14 protein-coding genes are annotated in these 13,738 nt (G+C 72.2%); 10 read left to right on the top strand and 4 right to left on the bottom strand.

Annotated features, from left to right (window positions below; genetic code table 11):
- The first annotated feature begins 55 nt into the window (after positions 1-55).
- Positions 56-898 (top strand): carboxylating nicotinate-nucleotide diphosphorylase, encoded by an 843-nt coding sequence (gene nadC / locus ACFWGD_RS03275; protein ID WP_377777108.1) that lies wholly within the window; start codon positions 56-58, stop codon positions 896-898.
- Positions 899-938: 40 nt separating this feature from the next.
- Here the strand turns inward: nadC and ACFWGD_RS03270 are convergent, their stop codons facing one another.
- From ACFWGD_RS03270 to ACFWGD_RS03260, 3 genes are all read right to left on the bottom strand, one after another.
- Positions 939-1,511, bottom strand: a complete 573-nt coding sequence (locus ACFWGD_RS03270; RefSeq protein ID WP_377777107.1) for a hypothetical protein — start codon at positions 1,509-1,511, stop codon at positions 939-941.
- A 77-nt stretch (positions 1,512-1,588) separates the two neighbouring features.
- Positions 1,589-3,175 (bottom strand): hypothetical protein, encoded by a 1,587-nt coding sequence (locus ACFWGD_RS03265; RefSeq protein ID WP_377777106.1) that lies wholly within the window; start codon positions 3,173-3,175, stop codon positions 1,589-1,591.
- Between the two features lie 113 nt (positions 3,176-3,288).
- A complete protein-coding gene (locus ACFWGD_RS03260) occupies positions 3,289-4,254 on the bottom strand; it encodes a hypothetical protein (RefSeq protein ID WP_377777105.1) in 966 nt (321 codons plus the stop codon).
- Between the two features lie 205 nt (positions 4,255-4,459).
- Between ACFWGD_RS03260 and hisD the strand changes: the two genes are divergently transcribed.
- From hisD to ACFWGD_RS03230, 6 genes are all read left to right on the top strand, one after another.
- Positions 4,460-5,788, top strand: coding sequence for a histidinol dehydrogenase (hisD, locus tag ACFWGD_RS03255; protein ID WP_377777104.1), 1,329 nt, complete (start codon positions 4,460-4,462; stop codon positions 5,786-5,788).
- Positions 5,788-6,966: a histidinol-phosphate transaminase gene (locus tag ACFWGD_RS03250; RefSeq protein WP_377777103.1), complete on the top strand. Its 1,179-nt coding sequence runs from the start codon at positions 5,788-5,790 to the stop codon at positions 6,964-6,966. The genes hisD and ACFWGD_RS03250 overlap by 1 nt, the downstream gene beginning before the upstream one ends.
- A 3-nt stretch (positions 6,967-6,969) precedes the next feature.
- Entirely contained in the window at positions 6,970-7,593 is a 624-nt protein-coding gene (gene hisB, locus ACFWGD_RS03245) for an imidazoleglycerol-phosphate dehydratase HisB (protein ID WP_377777102.1), read from the top strand.
- Positions 7,590-7,763, top strand: a complete 174-nt coding sequence (locus ACFWGD_RS03240; protein WP_377777101.1) for a hypothetical protein — start codon at positions 7,590-7,592, stop codon at positions 7,761-7,763. The genes hisB and ACFWGD_RS03240 overlap by 4 nt, the downstream gene beginning before the upstream one ends.
- Before the next feature lie 127 nt (positions 7,764-7,890).
- Positions 7,891-9,231: an MFS transporter gene (locus tag ACFWGD_RS03235; RefSeq protein WP_377777474.1), complete on the top strand. Its 1,341-nt coding sequence runs from the start codon at positions 7,891-7,893 to the stop codon at positions 9,229-9,231.
- A 22-nt stretch (positions 9,232-9,253) separates the two neighbouring features.
- On the top strand, positions 9,254-10,456 hold the full coding sequence (locus ACFWGD_RS03230) for an MFS transporter (RefSeq protein WP_377777100.1): 1,203 nt from the start codon (positions 9,254-9,256) through the stop codon (positions 10,454-10,456).
- Positions 10,457-10,474: 18 nt separating this feature from the next.
- Here ACFWGD_RS03230 and ACFWGD_RS03225 read toward each other — a convergent pair whose 3' ends face one another.
- The gene (locus tag ACFWGD_RS03225) at positions 10,475-11,113 is read right to left on the bottom strand and encodes a low molecular weight phosphatase family protein (RefSeq protein ID WP_377777099.1); all 639 of its coding nucleotides are present in this window, start codon (positions 11,111-11,113) and stop codon (positions 10,475-10,477) included.
- A gap of 217 nt (positions 11,114-11,330) precedes the next feature.
- On the opposite strand from ACFWGD_RS03225, the gene hisH reads away from it, so the two are divergent.
- The 3 genes from hisH to ACFWGD_RS03210 all read left to right on the top strand — a co-directional run bounded on the left by hisH (position 11,331) and on the right by ACFWGD_RS03210 (position 13,716).
- Positions 11,331-12,005: an imidazole glycerol phosphate synthase subunit HisH gene (gene hisH / locus ACFWGD_RS03220; RefSeq protein ID WP_377777097.1), complete on the top strand. Its 675-nt coding sequence runs from the start codon at positions 11,331-11,333 to the stop codon at positions 12,003-12,005.
- Positions 12,006-12,137: 132 nt separating this feature from the next.
- Positions 12,138-12,872 carry a bifunctional 1-(5-phosphoribosyl)-5-((5-phosphoribosylamino)methylideneamino)imidazole-4-carboxamide isomerase/phosphoribosylanthranilate isomerase PriA gene (gene priA, locus ACFWGD_RS03215; protein ID WP_377777096.1) on the top strand — a complete coding sequence of 245 codons (735 nt, stop codon included), beginning with the start codon at positions 12,138-12,140 and terminating at the stop codon, positions 12,870-12,872.
- 22 nt (positions 12,873-12,894) lie between these two features.
- Positions 12,895-13,716, top strand: coding sequence for an inositol monophosphatase family protein (locus tag ACFWGD_RS03210; protein ID WP_377777095.1), 822 nt, complete (start codon positions 12,895-12,897; stop codon positions 13,714-13,716).
- The last annotated feature ends 22 nt before the right edge of the window (positions 13,717-13,738 follow it).

Here is a 13,738-nt window from a genome sequence, read left to right as displayed (position 1 = left end):
GACTGACCCCGACCTGCACCGACCGACACCGACCGACCCCGAGGAGCCCACGACCATGCTGGACGAACAGATCACCCGCGGTCTCATCCGCACCGCCCTGCAGGAGGACCTGCGCTACGGGCCCGACGTGACGTCGCTGGCCACCGTCGGTGCGGCGCAGCGGTCGCGGGCGACGGTGACCTCGCGCGTCGATGGCGTCATCGCCGCCGGCGACGCGATCCGGTGGACGCTCGAGGAGGTCATCGCCGACGAATTCGAGGTGGACATTCGCGTTGCCGACGGTGGGCGCGTGGCCCCGGGGACCGTCGTCGCCGAGATCGAGGCGCCGACGCGCGGGCTGTTGACGGCGGAGAGGACGCTGTTGAACATCGTCACGCATGCGTCGGGCATTGCCACGGCCACCCGCCGCTGGGTCGACGCCGTCGACGGCACCGGCGCGCGCATCCGCGACTCGCGCAAGACCATCCCGGGTCTGCGCAACCTGCAGAAGTACGCCGTGACCTGCGGCGGCGGCGTCAACCACCGCAATGGCCTGGGTGATGAGGCCCTGATCAAGGACAACCACGTCGCCGCAGCCGGTGGCGTCGTCCGCGCCCTCGAGCGCGTGCGCCACGCCTACCCGGAGCTCAAGTGCGAGATCGAGGTCGACGACCTCACGCAGCTGGACCAGGTGCTGGAGATGAAGCCCGAGCTGGTCATGCTGGACAACTTCGAGGTGTGGCAGACGCAGATCGCCGTGCAGCGCCGCGCGCAGGTCTCGCCGGCCACGCAGTTGGAATCCTCCGGCGGGCTGACGCTCGACGTGGCGCGCGAGTACGCCTCCTGCGGCGTCGACTTCCTAGCAGTCGGCGCGCTGACGCACTCGTCCGGGGTGCTCGACCTGGGGCTGGACTTCTAGCCGGGGGAGGAGCCGTTAGAGCCCCGGCCAGTGCCTCGCGTTAGAGGCGGGCGCCGATGGCGGCGGAGACGTCGTCGAGAAGCTGCCCGAAGCGGGCGGCGTCCTCCGGCTTGCGGGCGCGGGCGGCCAGGGCGCGGTTGAGGGCGTCCTCGGCGCGGGGGAGATCGTCGCACTCGAGCTGGCACATGGCGATCTGCGCCAGCAGCGGGATCTCCTGAGCGACCATGCCGTCGGAGCCGAACAGCCCGGCCGCGAGTTCGAGGTGATCGACGGCTCGGCCCGGGTGCCCGCGGCGGATCTCGGCCTGGCCGCCCAGCGCATGCCACTGGGCCCAGCGCATGTGGCGAGGGGGAGTTGCGGCGGCGACCTCGGCGGCGATGGCATCGGGATCATCGGCCTCGATGCTGTCGAGCAGATCCATGTAATCGGCGGCGCGGTCCATCAGCTTCGGCGACGACGCGCGGATCGGGCGCCCCAGCGAATCGACCTCCGGGGCATCGGCGGCGTCGCCGAGGTCCGCGAAACCGGCCATCAGCGAATCGGCGGCCGCCCACAGGCACCCGTCGGCGGCGAGGTCGGAGGCGGCGTCGAGGAGTTCGGAAGGGGAGCGCATGGGCGTCGATCCTACCGGGCATGTTCTGCCAACCCCGCGATCCACCCATTGGACGGCCGCGCAGTTCAGGGAGCCGCTCAGCCCAGCAGCGCGGCCAGGGCCTCGCGGACGGGGTGGCCGGCCCAGGACTCACCGGGCAGCAGCTCGTCGATGCGCCCGGCGTAGCGGCGGGCCCCCGGCTCGTCGTCGCGGTCGAGGCAACAGCGCACTCCGGTGAGCAGCGCGCGGGCGGCCTCCTCGCCGTCGCCGGCCTCGAGGTAGCCCGCCGCGGCGGTGTCGACGTGGCCCAGCGCCAGGTCCTCGCGCGACGACGCCCAGTAGACGTAGGCGAGGTCGTCGTGCCAGTCGGCGATGGCCCAGCCGTCGGAGATGAGGTCGCGGGCGTCGACCATGAGGTCCTCGGCGCGCTCGGGGTCGGCGTGGACGGCGCTGCGGGCGGCCTGGCGCAGCGCGCGCGACGCGCCCTCGCCATCGCCCAGCCGGTGCAGGTGCTCGGCGTGCTCGATGAGCAGGTCCGCCGCGCGGCCCGCATCGCCGGAGCGCCCCGCGGCGGTGGCCGCGATGGAAAACGCCGCGTCGGTGCGCTCCTCGTCACTGGTCAGCGACGACCACTGGGCCACCGGCACCGCATGGGACAGGGCCGCCTCGTCGTCGCCGGAGTCGAGCAGCGAGCGCGCGAGGATCAGCCGCAGGTCCATGACCAGGGCGTTGACCGGCATGCCCGTTGCCGCGTCGAGCGCGGCCTGCGCCAGTTCCGCCGCCCGCGCGAACTCGCCGTCGGAGTTGAGCAGGGCGGAGAGCAGCCGGCACGACCGCAGCGTGCCCACGACCAGGTCGTAGTCCAGCCCGACCTCCACGACCGGCGCCAGCTGGCGCATGGCCTCGGCCGGCTCCTCGGCCTCCAGCGAGAGGTGCGACAGCATCTGGCGCGCCTCGATGGTGCTGGTCACAGGTTCGGATGCCGGCGACTCGGCCACCGCGGAGCACATCGTCGCCGACGCCACCAGATCGCCGCGGCCGTGGGCGACCTGCGCCTGCAGCAGGCGTCGGTCGTCGTCGCCGGTGCGCGGCGGGGCGTACTCCGCCGACCACCGCGACAGGGCTTCGGCGAGGTCGGGGCGGCGGGCCAGCGACGCCGACGCCCCGGCCACCGCCGCCGACAGCGCGTATTGGTATGCCTCCGCGCCGTTGGGCCGAAGGTCGAGGATGTCGCGGGTCAGCGAGGTCAGCTCCGGCACCTGCGCGTCGGTCGGGCGCCCGCCGGCGGGGCGGGAGTCGATGAACTTCTCCGCCTCGGCGAAGGCCCCGAAGGACCGGGCGTGGAACGCGGCGGCGGGCCGGTCCGTGCGGATCGCCCAGTCGAGCCACTCGCGGCGGGCTTCCTCCGCCTCGTCGGACAATTCCAGCTGGTCGGCCGCGGCGTGGCGCAGCGCGTGAAACTCGCCGATGAGCTCCTCGGGGACCCCGTCGGCGTCGTCAAGCCAATGATCGCGCGCATACGCCGTCACCGCCCGCCAGCTGGAAACGTGATCCAGGCTGCGGGCCGACGCGCGCGAAAACTCCACCAGCGCAGGCAATTCCGACGGCAAGGCGGGCGGTTCGGCGACCGGCCGCCGGGCCGGAATCGGGGCCGACGCGTCAACGGATTCATCCCACCAGGTCATTCGGCCATTGTGGGTCGCGGCGCGCGCGGAACGCAAAGCGGCTGCACGTCGGTGGTGGGCGCCGTGCTCGACTCCGCCTGCTTGACGACGGCCACCGCCGACCCACCCGCCGCCTACTTCGCGGCGGCGGTGACCTCGTCCATCGCGGGCGAGGCGGGGTAGCCGGCCGCGGCGGCCAGCGCCTCCTTCGCCATGGTCCGGCGCTCGCGGGCGCGGCCCAGGCGGTCGAGGACCGGGGCGGCAAGGCGCACGGCGGCGACGTGGTCGAGCCCGAGCCCGGCGGCCCTCGCATCGTCGGCGACCATGGCGAGCATGCGCGCGGCGGTCTCGTCCTGGCCCGCCTCGATGGAGTACAGGGCCAGCTCGCGGCGGAATTCGATCGCCGCGGTGACCGGCTCGCCGACCGGGTCCGACGCGGCCGATGCGCACAGCCGGGCGGCGGCCGGCAGATCGCCCATGGCGTGGAGGCGGCGGGCGTCGATGAGGGTGACGGCATCGGAGAGGTTCTCCGCGCCCGGGGCCTCGGACTGGTCGCGCAGCCAATTGGCCAGCGGCTCGGCGATGTCGGGGCGGCGCACCATCGCGGCGGCGGCCTCGGTCTGCAGCATCGCGTCGACGAGGATCGGGTCGGCCGGCTGCGTCGCGGGGCTCGGCTCGCCCTCGCGGCCCGGCAGCCCGCGCACCATCTGGGCCAGCAGGGGGATGTCGGAGACGTCGGCGCCCGAGGACCCGTCGTCGACGAAGCGCAGCCAGCGGTGGGCCTCGTCGACGGCCAGGCGGGCGCGGGCGCGCAGCTCGTGGGCGGCGTTTTCCACGGTCATCGCCCACCCCGTCCACGCCATCGCCGCGGTATGGGAGGCCTCCTCCATGCCGAGGGACTCCGCCACCGCACGGCGCAGCCCGTGGTAGGCGCCGTGGAGCTCCTCGTCGAGATCCACCGGCGGCACCGCGCGGCCCGCATGCCCCGACGCGGCGAACTCCGCGGCGACCAGGCGGGCCGCACGCGGATCGCCGTCCCACGCGGCGGAGAGCGATCGGCGCGCCAGGTCTGCGAGGACTCTGCTATCGGTGCTGGACATGCGGACGATTGTTCAGGATCGGGCGGCCATTTCGCAACGGAACGGTAAAGACTAGGGGGAGGAAACGTCACGGCGCGGGGGCCCCTCGGCCCGCTCCCGGGAGGCGGGCGGGCGCGAACTATGATGAAGGCCGTCCGAAGACCAGGCACCCGAGCATGCCCCCGCGCATGCACCCGAGCTTTTCCGAAAGGTGGCGTCCGCCCCGATGCTGTCCACCATTGACCTGCGCGGTCGCGTCCCCTCCACCGCCGAGCTGCGCCGGGCGCTGCCCCGCGGCGAGGCCGACGTCGATTCGATGCTGCCGACGGTGCGCCCCGTCGTCGAGGACGTCGCCGCCCACGGCGCCGAGGCCGCGATGCGGTACTCGGAGAAGTTCGACCGGGTGCGCCCCGACTCCCTCGTCGTGCCGGCCGACGTCATCGCCGGCGCACTCGAGCAGCTCGACCCGGATGTGCGGGCGGCGCTGGAGGAGTCCATCGGGCGCATCCGCACGTTCCACGAGGCCCAGAAGCCCGCGGACGTCTCCGTCGACGTGGTGCCCGGCGGCGTGGTCCGGGAGAAGTGGATCCCGGTGCGCCGCGTGGGCCTGTACGTGCCCGGCGGCAACGCCGTCTACCCGTCGAGCGTGCTCATGAACGTCATCCCGGCGCTGGCCGCCGGCGTCGATTCGCTGGTCGTCGCCTCGCCGCCGCAGGCGGACTTCGGCGGGTGGCCGCACCCGACGATCCTGGCGGCGTGCGCGCTGCTCGGCGTCACCGAGGTGTGGGCGGTCGGCGGCGGCCAGGCCGTCGCGCTGCTGTCCTACGGCGACGAGGCGGAGGGCCTGGAGCCGGTGGACATGGTCACCGGCCCGGGCAACATCTTCGTCACCGCCGCCAAGCGCCTGTGCCGCTCGGTCGTCGGCATCGACTCCGAGGCCGGCCCCACGGAGATCGCCATTCTCGCCGACGCCACCGCCGACCCGGTGGCCGTGGCCTACGACCTGATCTCGCAGGCCGAGCACGACGTCATGGCGGCGTCGGTGCTCATCACCGATTCCACCGAGCTGGCCGAGGCCGTCGACCGCGAGGTCGCCGCCCGCTACGGCGTCACCCTCAACGCCGACCGCGTCAAGCAGGCGCTGGAGGGCCCGCAGTCGGGCATCGTGCTCGTCGACGACATGGAGGTCGGCCTCAAGGTCGCCGACGCCTACGCCGCCGAGCACCTGGAGGTCCACACAGCCGACGCCGCCGCGCTGGCCGATCGCGTGACCAACGCCGGCGCGATCTTCGTGGGCAATTACTCGCCGGTGCCGCTGGGCGACTACTCGGCCGGCTCCAACCACGTGCTGCCGACGTCGGGCACCGCCCGCCATTCCTCGGGGCTGTCCACGCACACGTTCCTCAAGTCCGTCCACGTCGTCGAGTACGACGAGGCCGCGCTTAAGGGCGTGGCGGATACGGTGGTGGCGTTGGCCGACGCCGAGCGCCTGCCCGCCCACGGCGAAGCCATCCGGGCCCGCTTCGAGGACCTGTCCATCCGGGAGGAGAACTGATGAAGGACACCGGCATCACCCTGGCCGATCTGCCGCTGCGCGATGAGCTGCGCGGCGAGGAGGCCTACGGCGCGCCGCAGCTCGACGTCGACGTCCGGCTGAACACCAACGAGAACCCGTTCCCGCCGTCGGATGCGCTCATCGACGAGCTGGTGGGGGAGATCGGCAAGGTCGCCTCGGACCTCAACCGCTACCCGGAGCGCGACGCCGTGGTGCTGCGCCGCGCGCTGGCCGACTACGTCACCGCCCGCACCGGCGTGGCGGTCGGCGAGGAGAACCTGTGGGCGGCCAACGGCTCCAACGAGATCCTCCAGCAGCTGCTGCAGGCCTTCGGTGGCCCGGGCCGCTCGGCCATGGGCTTCACGCCCAGCTACTCCATGCACCCGATCCTGTCGGCGGGCACGCAGACGGAGTTCCTGGCCATCCCGCGCGACCCGGCCACCTTCGACGTCGACATGGACGCAGCGCTGGCCGCCATCGAGGCGCAGCAGCCGGACGTCATCTTCGTCACCTCGCCGAACAACCCCACCGGCAATCTCACGCCGATCGACGACCTGCGCGCCATCCTCGATGCGGCGCCGGGCATCGTCATCGTCGACGAGGCCTACGCCGAGTTCACCGACGAGCCCTCCGCGGTGGGTCTCATCGCCGAGTACCCGGCGAAGATCGTGGTCAGCCGCACCATGAGCAAGGCGTTCGATTTCGCCGGTGGCCGCCTGGGCTACTTCGTGGCGGATCCGGCGTTCGTCGACGCCGTCATGCTGGTGCGCCTGCCGTACCACCTGTCCACGCTGACGCAGGCGGCGGCGACGGTGGCCCTGCGCCACTCCGCGGAGACGCTGGGGACCGTCGACAAGCTCGCGGGCGAGCGCGATCGGGTCGTCGCCCGCCTCGAGGAGTTGGGCTATGACGTCATCGACTCGCACGCCAATTTCGTGTTCTTCGGGCTTTTCGACGACGCCGCGATCGCATGGGCTGATTTCCTCGAGCGCGGCGTACTGATCCGCGACGTCGGGGTGCCCGGGCGCCTGCGCGCGACCATCGGCCTGCCCACGGAAAACGACGCCCTGCTCGAGGCCGCCGAGGGCGTCATCACCGCCGGCGTGGCCCACGACACCGCCGACACCGCTCCCGCCGCCAACACTGCCGCCGACAATTCGGCCGATCTGGAGAAGTAGACAATGACCGATCCCACCCACCGCGAGAATGCCCGCACCGGCACCGTCGAGCGCGCCACGCGCGAGTCGTCGATCGTGTGCACCGTCGACCTCGACGGCACCGGCCAGGCGGACATCGACACCGGCCTGCCGTTCTTCGACCACATGCTCACCGCGCTGACGGCCCACGGCAGCTTCGACATCAAGCTCCACGCCAACGGCGACACCGACGTCGATGCCCACCACACGGTCGAGGACACCGGCATCGTGCTCGGCCAGGCCTTCGCGGAGGCGCTGGGCGACAAGTCCGGCATCCGCCGCTTCGGCGATGCGTACATCCCCATGGACGAGACGCTGGCCCAGGCGGTCGTCGACGTGTCGGGCCGCCCGTACTTCGTGGTCACCGGCGAGCCCGACCAGATGCTCACCGCCGTCATCGGCGGCCACTACGCCACGGTGATCAACGAGCACTTCTTCGAGTCCTTCGCGCTCAACGCCCGGATTGCCCTTCACGTCCGCTGCCTGTACGGTCGCGATCCGCACCACATCACCGAGGCCGAGTTCAAGGCCGTCGCCCGCGCACTGCGCGCGGCGTGCGAGCCGGACCCGCGCGTCAAGGGCATCCCGTCGACGAAGGGCGCACTGTGAGCGCCGCCGACATGCCGACGATCTTCCTGTTCATCGTCGCCGGCCTGCTCGTCGGCGGCGCCTGGTCGGCGTACCAGGCCGGGTCGAAGTTCGGCACGATCGTGCTGGGCCTGCTCGCCGTCCTGGCGACGGCCGGCGCGATCGTCTGGTTGCTGGACCAGACGAGCTGATCGGCCCGGCGCTGTGACGGGCCCGGTGATGGGGCAAAAGCACTGAAGAAGCAGACGAATTGACGCGTCGGAGCATCTGACGCCGACGAAGGGGAGATGAGCTGAATTGACCGAACGGGTGGACTCCATGTGGAAGGCGCCCGGGCTCATCCCCACCCTGGTCGCGGTGCTGGCGGCATTCGGCGGCTGGTCGCTGCTGTTGCCGGTGATCCCGCAGGCCATCCTCGACGATGGCGGCGGCACCGGCCTGGCCGGCGCGTACACCGGCGTCTTCATGGCGGCGACGGTGCTCACGCAGACGCAGACGCCCCGGATGCTGCGCAAGTACGGCTACCGGGCGACGATGTTCGTCTCCGGCCTGCTGCTGGGCCTGCCGACGTTTCTCCACCTCTTCGGCACCGACGCCGCCCTCGTGCTGGGCATCGCCGTGATCCGCGGCATGGGCTTCGGCGCTCTCACCGTCGCCGAGTCGGCGCTCATCGCCGAGCTGGTCCCGGTGAAGTTCCTGGGCAAGGCCTCCGGCGCGCTCGGCGTCGCGGTGGGCGTCGCACAGTTGACGTGCCTGCCCCTGGGCCTGGCCATCGCCCATTGGACGGGGTCCTACCAGTGGGTCTACGTCCTCGGCGGCGTCATTTCGCTGGTCGGGTCGACCATGGCGCTGCTGATCCCGAAGCTCAAGGCCGCGGCCAAGCCGGGGCGGCGCAAGAGGAAGGCCGCAGGGGCCACCGACACCACCGGCGAGGAGCTGCCCTCCCGTGAACCGGGCCCGGCGGCGCTCGTTCCGACGTGGAAGCTGGTCGCCGTCCCGGCGCTGGCGATCGGCGCGACGGCGATGGGCTTCGGCGGCATCTCCGCGTTCCTCGCCCCGGCCGCCCGCGAGATCGACGTCGTCGCCGGCGCGATCGTCGCCGGCGCCGCGCTGTCGGTGATGGGCGGCTCCCAGATGGTGTTCCGCTACGCCGCGGGCGTGTGGGCCGACCGCAAGGGCAAGGCCGGCACGCTGCTCATCGCGTCGCTGGCCGCCGGCGTCATCGGCCTGGCGTTCATGTCCGTGGTCGTCTTCGCGGGCTGGTCCGCGTGGTGGCTGCTCGGTGCCGCGGCGTTCTACGGCGCGGGCTTCGGCATGGTCCAGAACGAGGCCCTGCTGCTCATGTTCGCCCGCCTGCCGCGCGAGCGCACCGCCGAGGCCAGCGCCTACTGGAACATGGCCTTCGATTCCGGCACCGGTTCCGGCTCGTTCATCCTGGGCCTGGTCGCCGGCATGGCGCTGCAGCCGTACCCGGCGGTGTTCGCGGCCGCCGCGGCGCTGATGTCGGTGGGGCTCGTCGCGGCGATCCTCGATCACATCATCGGCGCGCACCGCGTCGCCGAACACCACAACACGAGGGCGACGCTGCGGAAGTTGGGCGGTGCCGTCGTCAAGCCCAAGCGAGCCGCCCAGCCTGCCGGCACGGACAAGCGGGACTGAGCCGATGCAGACGGGGAGCACCATGAGCCGCGGTTTCCTGGGCACGTCCCTGATGTTCGCGTCCAACGGCGCGATCTTCGCGTCGCTGCTGCCGTGGTACCCGACGCTGGTCAACGACTGGGGCCTGACGGACTTCCAGTTCGGCTTCATCGTCGCCGCCATGCCGCTGGGATCGCTGGTGTCCTCGGCGCTGCCGGCGCGCATCGTGTCGCGGCGCGGGCCCCTGTTCGCGGCCGTCGGCGGCACGCTGATCATGGCGGTGCTGATGGTCCTCATCGGCCAGATTTCCAGTGGCCTCGCGCTGGCGGCGCTGCTGTTCGGCTTCGGCATCTGCGACGCCACCGCCGACGTCGGCCAGAACGTCGCGGGCACCCGCGTCCAGGACCGGACGGGGCGGTCGATCATCTCGCGCCTGCACGCCTTCTGGAGCCTCGGGGCGGCGTCCGGCGGCGCCATCGCCACCTGGTCGGCCGTCGCGGGCAACGACTTCGGGCTCCACGTCGCCGTCGCCTCGGCCGTCTGCCTGGCCATGGTCTCGCTCGGCGCGTGGCTGGTCGGGGAGCGCGCCGCGCCGCTGCCGGAAGAGAGGCTTGACGACGCCACCGCCGACCCATCCGCCCCCACCGACGAAGGGGCGACGCCGCGGTGGTCGGTGCTGCGCGCGGCGTTCGTGGCGGTGCTGCCGCTGGCCGCGGTGGCGACGGCGGGCACCGCAGTCGAGGACCTCGGCCAGAACTGGGGAGGCCTGGCTGCCCACCAGCTCGCCGGGTTGGCGGCGGCCTCGGCCGGCATCGCCTACTCGGTGTTCCTGGCGTCGCAGACGCTGGGGCGTTTCCTCGGCGACGCCTTCATCGACCGCTTCGGCCGGTCGGAAGTCGCCGTCGCCGGCAGCGTCCTCATCGCCATCGGCGGTGGCCTGGTGCTGCTCGGCGGCGCGGTGTCGGCGCCGGTGGTGCTCATCGCCGGGTTCGCGCTCGCGGGTTTCGGCTGCGCGACGCTGGTTCCTTCCGCGTTTGCGGCGGCGGCGCGGCTGCCGGGGGTGTCCGATGGCGCGGGCGTCACGCTCGTCGGCTGGCTCATGCGCCTGGGATTCCTGGTGACCAGCCCCGCCATCGGCATCGCCGCCACCGGCGTCGGCCTGCAGGTCGCGCTGGGGCTGCTCGTCATCCTCGGCGTCGTCGCCGCGGTGTGCTCGCCGGCGCTGAAGGTGCGCGCCGGCAATTAAGGCCGGCGCGCGAGCCGGTTACGCCGACAGCGCCTCGTCGAATCCCAGCTCGGCGAGCAGCGCGCGGACGTGGCGCTCGACGTCGTCGGCGATGGCGCGGACCTCGTCGATGGACGCGCCCTCGGGGTCGGCGATGTCCCACTCGGCGTAGCGGTCGCCGGGCACGTCGGGGCGCTTGTCCACGCCCATCAGCACGACGACGTCGGAGCGGTGGACGGTCCGGGCGACGATCTCCTTCTGGTACAGGTGGCCGGTCGGGATGCCGCGCTCGGCGAGCACCTCGAGCACGGTCGGGTTGATGCCGCCGGTCGGGTTGAGGCCGACGGAGCGGACGAAGAGCCGGTCGCCGACGAGCCACGACGTGATCGCGGAGGCCAGCTGGGAACGGCCCGCATTGTGCTCGCAGACGTAGAGGACCTCGCGGCGCGCGGAGGCGTCGGTGGCTCCGGAGGTCGCGGCCTGCTCTTCCAGGGTTTCGGAGACCACGCGCTCGACGATGACCGGCAGGAACGTCTCCACCTTCGCCTCGGCGGTGTGCGCGGCGATCGCGTCGTCCATCACGGCGTCGATGTGGTCCGCGGCGTGCAGGGCGCCGTAGCGGCGGTGCATGTCCTCGCGGACGATCTCGAACTGGCGGTTGAGCAGCGGGTTGGTCATCGGGGCCCTTTCTCGTGGTTCCTGGGAACCCATGCTTGGCGACGGTCCGTCGCAACGCGGTCCGGCAGCGTGCCCACCAGCGGTGATTGGCATGAAGTTCAATGGAAGTTAACCTGCCGTTAACCTTAGCATCTCTCAGGGTCCCGCGCCCACACGAGAGCGGCGGCGCGTCGGGGCGGTGCGGGACGGCCGCGAAACGACCCTTTATGATTCCCCCATGACCACCGTCGCAATCCTCGACTACGGCTCCGGCAACCTGCGCTCCGCCGAGCGCGCCGTGGCCTCCACCGGCGTCGACGTCGTCGTCACCGCCGACCCGGACACCGTGCTCAATGCCGACGGGCTCCTGGTCCCCGGCGTCGGCGCCTACGCCGCCTGCATGGAGGGCCTCCACCGGGTGCAGGGCCCCCGCCTCATCGGATCGCGCCTGGCCGGCGGGCGCCCCGTGTTCGGCATCTGCGTGGGCATGCAGGTGCTCTTCGACCGCGGCGTCGAGTTCGCCGAGGGCATCCACGCCGATGAAGCCGACCCCGGCGCCCGCGCCGTGGGCACGCCCGGCTGCGGCGAATGGCCCGGCACCGTCGAGCGCCTTGAGGCCTCGATCCTGCCCCACATGGGCTGGAACACCGTCGACGTCCCCGGCGGCACCGAAATGTTCCGAGGCATCGGCGACGAGCGCTTTTACTTCGTCCACTCCTACGCCGCCCGCCGATGGGAACTCGATTCCGACTCGCGCATCGCCGCGCCGCTGGTGACCTGGTCGACCCACGAAAACGATCGTTTCGTCGCCGCCGTGGAAAACGGCCCGCTGTGGGCCACCCAGTTTCACCCGGAAAAGTCCGGCGACGCCGGACTGGCGCTGCTGCGCAACTGGACCGACACGCTCGGCTGACTCCGGGGCCGCCCCGGTCACCGCGCCCGGGTGCTGGCCTATACTTCACAGCGGAACTTCGGGCCGCCTCCGCGCCGGCCGCAGGAGCACGCCCAGACATGAACACCGACCCCCGGGGAGCGATACACCGCCATGACCTTGACCCTCCTGCCCGCCGTTGACGTCGCCGATGGACAGGCCGTCCGCCTGGTCCAGGGAGCGGCGGGTTCCGAGACCCATTACGGTGCGCCGCTCGATGCCGCGATGAACTGGCAGAACGCCGGCGCGGAGTGGATCCACCTCGTCGACCTCGACGCGGCGTTCGGCCGCGGCTCCAATTACGAGCTGCTCAAGGACGTCGTCGGCAAGCTCGACGTGGACGTGGAGCTGTCCGGCGGCATCCGCGACACCGAGTCGCTCGAGGCGGCGCTGGCCACCGGCTGCCGCCGCGTGAACATCGGCACCGCGGCGCTGGAGCACCCGGAGTGGTGCAAGGAGATCATCGGCAACTACGGCGATCGCGTCGCCATCGGCATGGACGTGCGCCAGATCGAGGGCGAATGGCGCCTGCGCGGCCGCGGCTGGGTGTCCGACGGCGGCGACCTGTGGGAGGTCCTCGAGCGCCTGGACTCCGAGGGCTGCACCCGCTTCGTGGTCACCGACGTGTCCAAGGACGGCACCCTGGCCGGCCCGAACCTGGAGCTGCTGCGCGACGTCGCCGCCGCCACCGACGCCCCGATCGTCGCCTCCGGCGGAGTGAGCTCGCTGGCCGACGTCGAGGCCATCAAGACCCTGGTGGGCGAGGGCGTCGATTCGGCGATCATCGGCAAGGCGCTCTACGCCGGCCGCTTCACCCTGGAAGAGGCCCTGGCGGTCGCGCGCTCCTAGAGCGCAGGAAGGTCACGCGACCATGGCGGATCTGGAACCCCGGGCCCTGCTGGCGATGGCGGAGGCGGCGGTCGACGAGGTCGAGGACCTCTTCACCGTCAACCTCGGCGCCGACCCGCTGGTGACCAAGGCCCGCGGCGACTTCGCCACGGAAATCGACCTGGCCATCGAGCGGCGCCTGCGCGAGCTGCTCCTGCACTTTACGGGCTTCCCCGTCCACGGCGAGGAGTACGGGGTTGGCGACGACCCAGAGCTGGCTCCGGACACCGTGTGGGTCGTCGACCCCATCGACGGCACCACCAACTACGCCGCCGGCTTTCCCATGTGCGCGATCCTGGTGTCGCTGCTGCACAAGGGCGAGCCCATCGTCGCGCTGGCGTCGATGCCGCTGCTGGGCCGACGCGTCACGGCGACGGTTGGCGGCGGCACCCGGGTCAACGGGCGGGAGGTCCACATGGACCCGAAGTCCGGCCGCCCGGTGTCCATCGCCTTCGGCTCGGTCATCGCCCGCCGCGACGGCACCTTCCCCCGCGGGTGGCGCCAGGCGCTGCTGTCGGCGGTGGGGGACAGGTACCCGACCATCCGCATCTCCGGCTCCGTCGGCGTCGACCTCGCCGCCACCGCGGCCGGATCCTTCGGCGGCACGGTGACCTTCTCGCCCCACGTGTGGGACAACGCCGCGGGCGTCCTGCTCATCCGCGAAGCCGGCGGCGTGGTCACTGACCTGACCGGCGAGCCCTGGCGGTCCGGGTCGCTGGGCGTGCTCGCCGGCACCGAGGAAGTCCACGCCGGGCTGCTCCACATCGTCCGGGGCATCCAGCCGCCGACCGACTTCCGGGCCTGAGCGACCCGGTATTTTTCGAATA

This window comes from Corynebacterium sp. NPDC060344 (assembly GCF_042725215.1).
Taxonomy (GTDB): Bacteria; Actinomycetota; Actinomycetes; order Mycobacteriales; family Mycobacteriaceae; genus Corynebacterium.
This window is presented reverse-complemented; position numbering and strand designations above follow the sequence as displayed.

What these genes read in the sequence shown, in the direction of transcription:
- nadC (WP_377777108.1), top strand. Translation starts at nt 56, where the DNA reads ATGCTGGACGAACAGATCACCCGCGGTCTCATCCGCACCGCCCTGCAG.
- ACFWGD_RS03270 (WP_377777107.1), bottom strand. Translation starts at nt 1,511, where the DNA reads ATGCGCTCCCCTTCCGAACTCCTCGACGCCGCCTCCGACCTCGCCGCC.
- ACFWGD_RS03265 (WP_377777106.1), bottom strand. Translation starts at nt 3,175, where the DNA reads ATGACCTGGTGGGATGAATCCGTTGACGCGTCGGCCCCGATTCCGGCC.
- ACFWGD_RS03260 (WP_377777105.1), bottom strand. Translation starts at nt 4,254, where the DNA reads ATGTCCAGCACCGATAGCAGAGTCCTCGCAGACCTGGCGCGCCGATCG.
- hisD (WP_377777104.1), top strand. Translation starts at nt 4,460, where the DNA reads ATGCTGTCCACCATTGACCTGCGCGGTCGCGTCCCCTCCACCGCCGAG.
- ACFWGD_RS03250 (WP_377777103.1), top strand. Translation starts at nt 5,788, where the DNA reads ATGAAGGACACCGGCATCACCCTGGCCGATCTGCCGCTGCGCGATGAG.
- hisB (WP_377777102.1), top strand. Translation starts at nt 6,970, where the DNA reads ATGACCGATCCCACCCACCGCGAGAATGCCCGCACCGGCACCGTCGAG.
- ACFWGD_RS03235 (WP_377777474.1), top strand. Translation starts at nt 7,891, where the DNA reads ATGTGGAAGGCGCCCGGGCTCATCCCCACCCTGGTCGCGGTGCTGGCG.
- ACFWGD_RS03230 (WP_377777100.1), top strand. Translation starts at nt 9,254, where the DNA reads ATGAGCCGCGGTTTCCTGGGCACGTCCCTGATGTTCGCGTCCAACGGC.
- ACFWGD_RS03225 (WP_377777099.1), bottom strand. Translation starts at nt 11,113, where the DNA reads ATGACCAACCCGCTGCTCAACCGCCAGTTCGAGATCGTCCGCGAGGAC.
- hisH (WP_377777097.1), top strand. Translation starts at nt 11,331, where the DNA reads ATGACCACCGTCGCAATCCTCGACTACGGCTCCGGCAACCTGCGCTCC.
- priA (WP_377777096.1), top strand. Translation starts at nt 12,138, where the DNA reads ATGACCTTGACCCTCCTGCCCGCCGTTGACGTCGCCGATGGACAGGCC.
- ACFWGD_RS03210 (WP_377777095.1), top strand. Translation starts at nt 12,895, where the DNA reads ATGGCGGATCTGGAACCCCGGGCCCTGCTGGCGATGGCGGAGGCGGCG.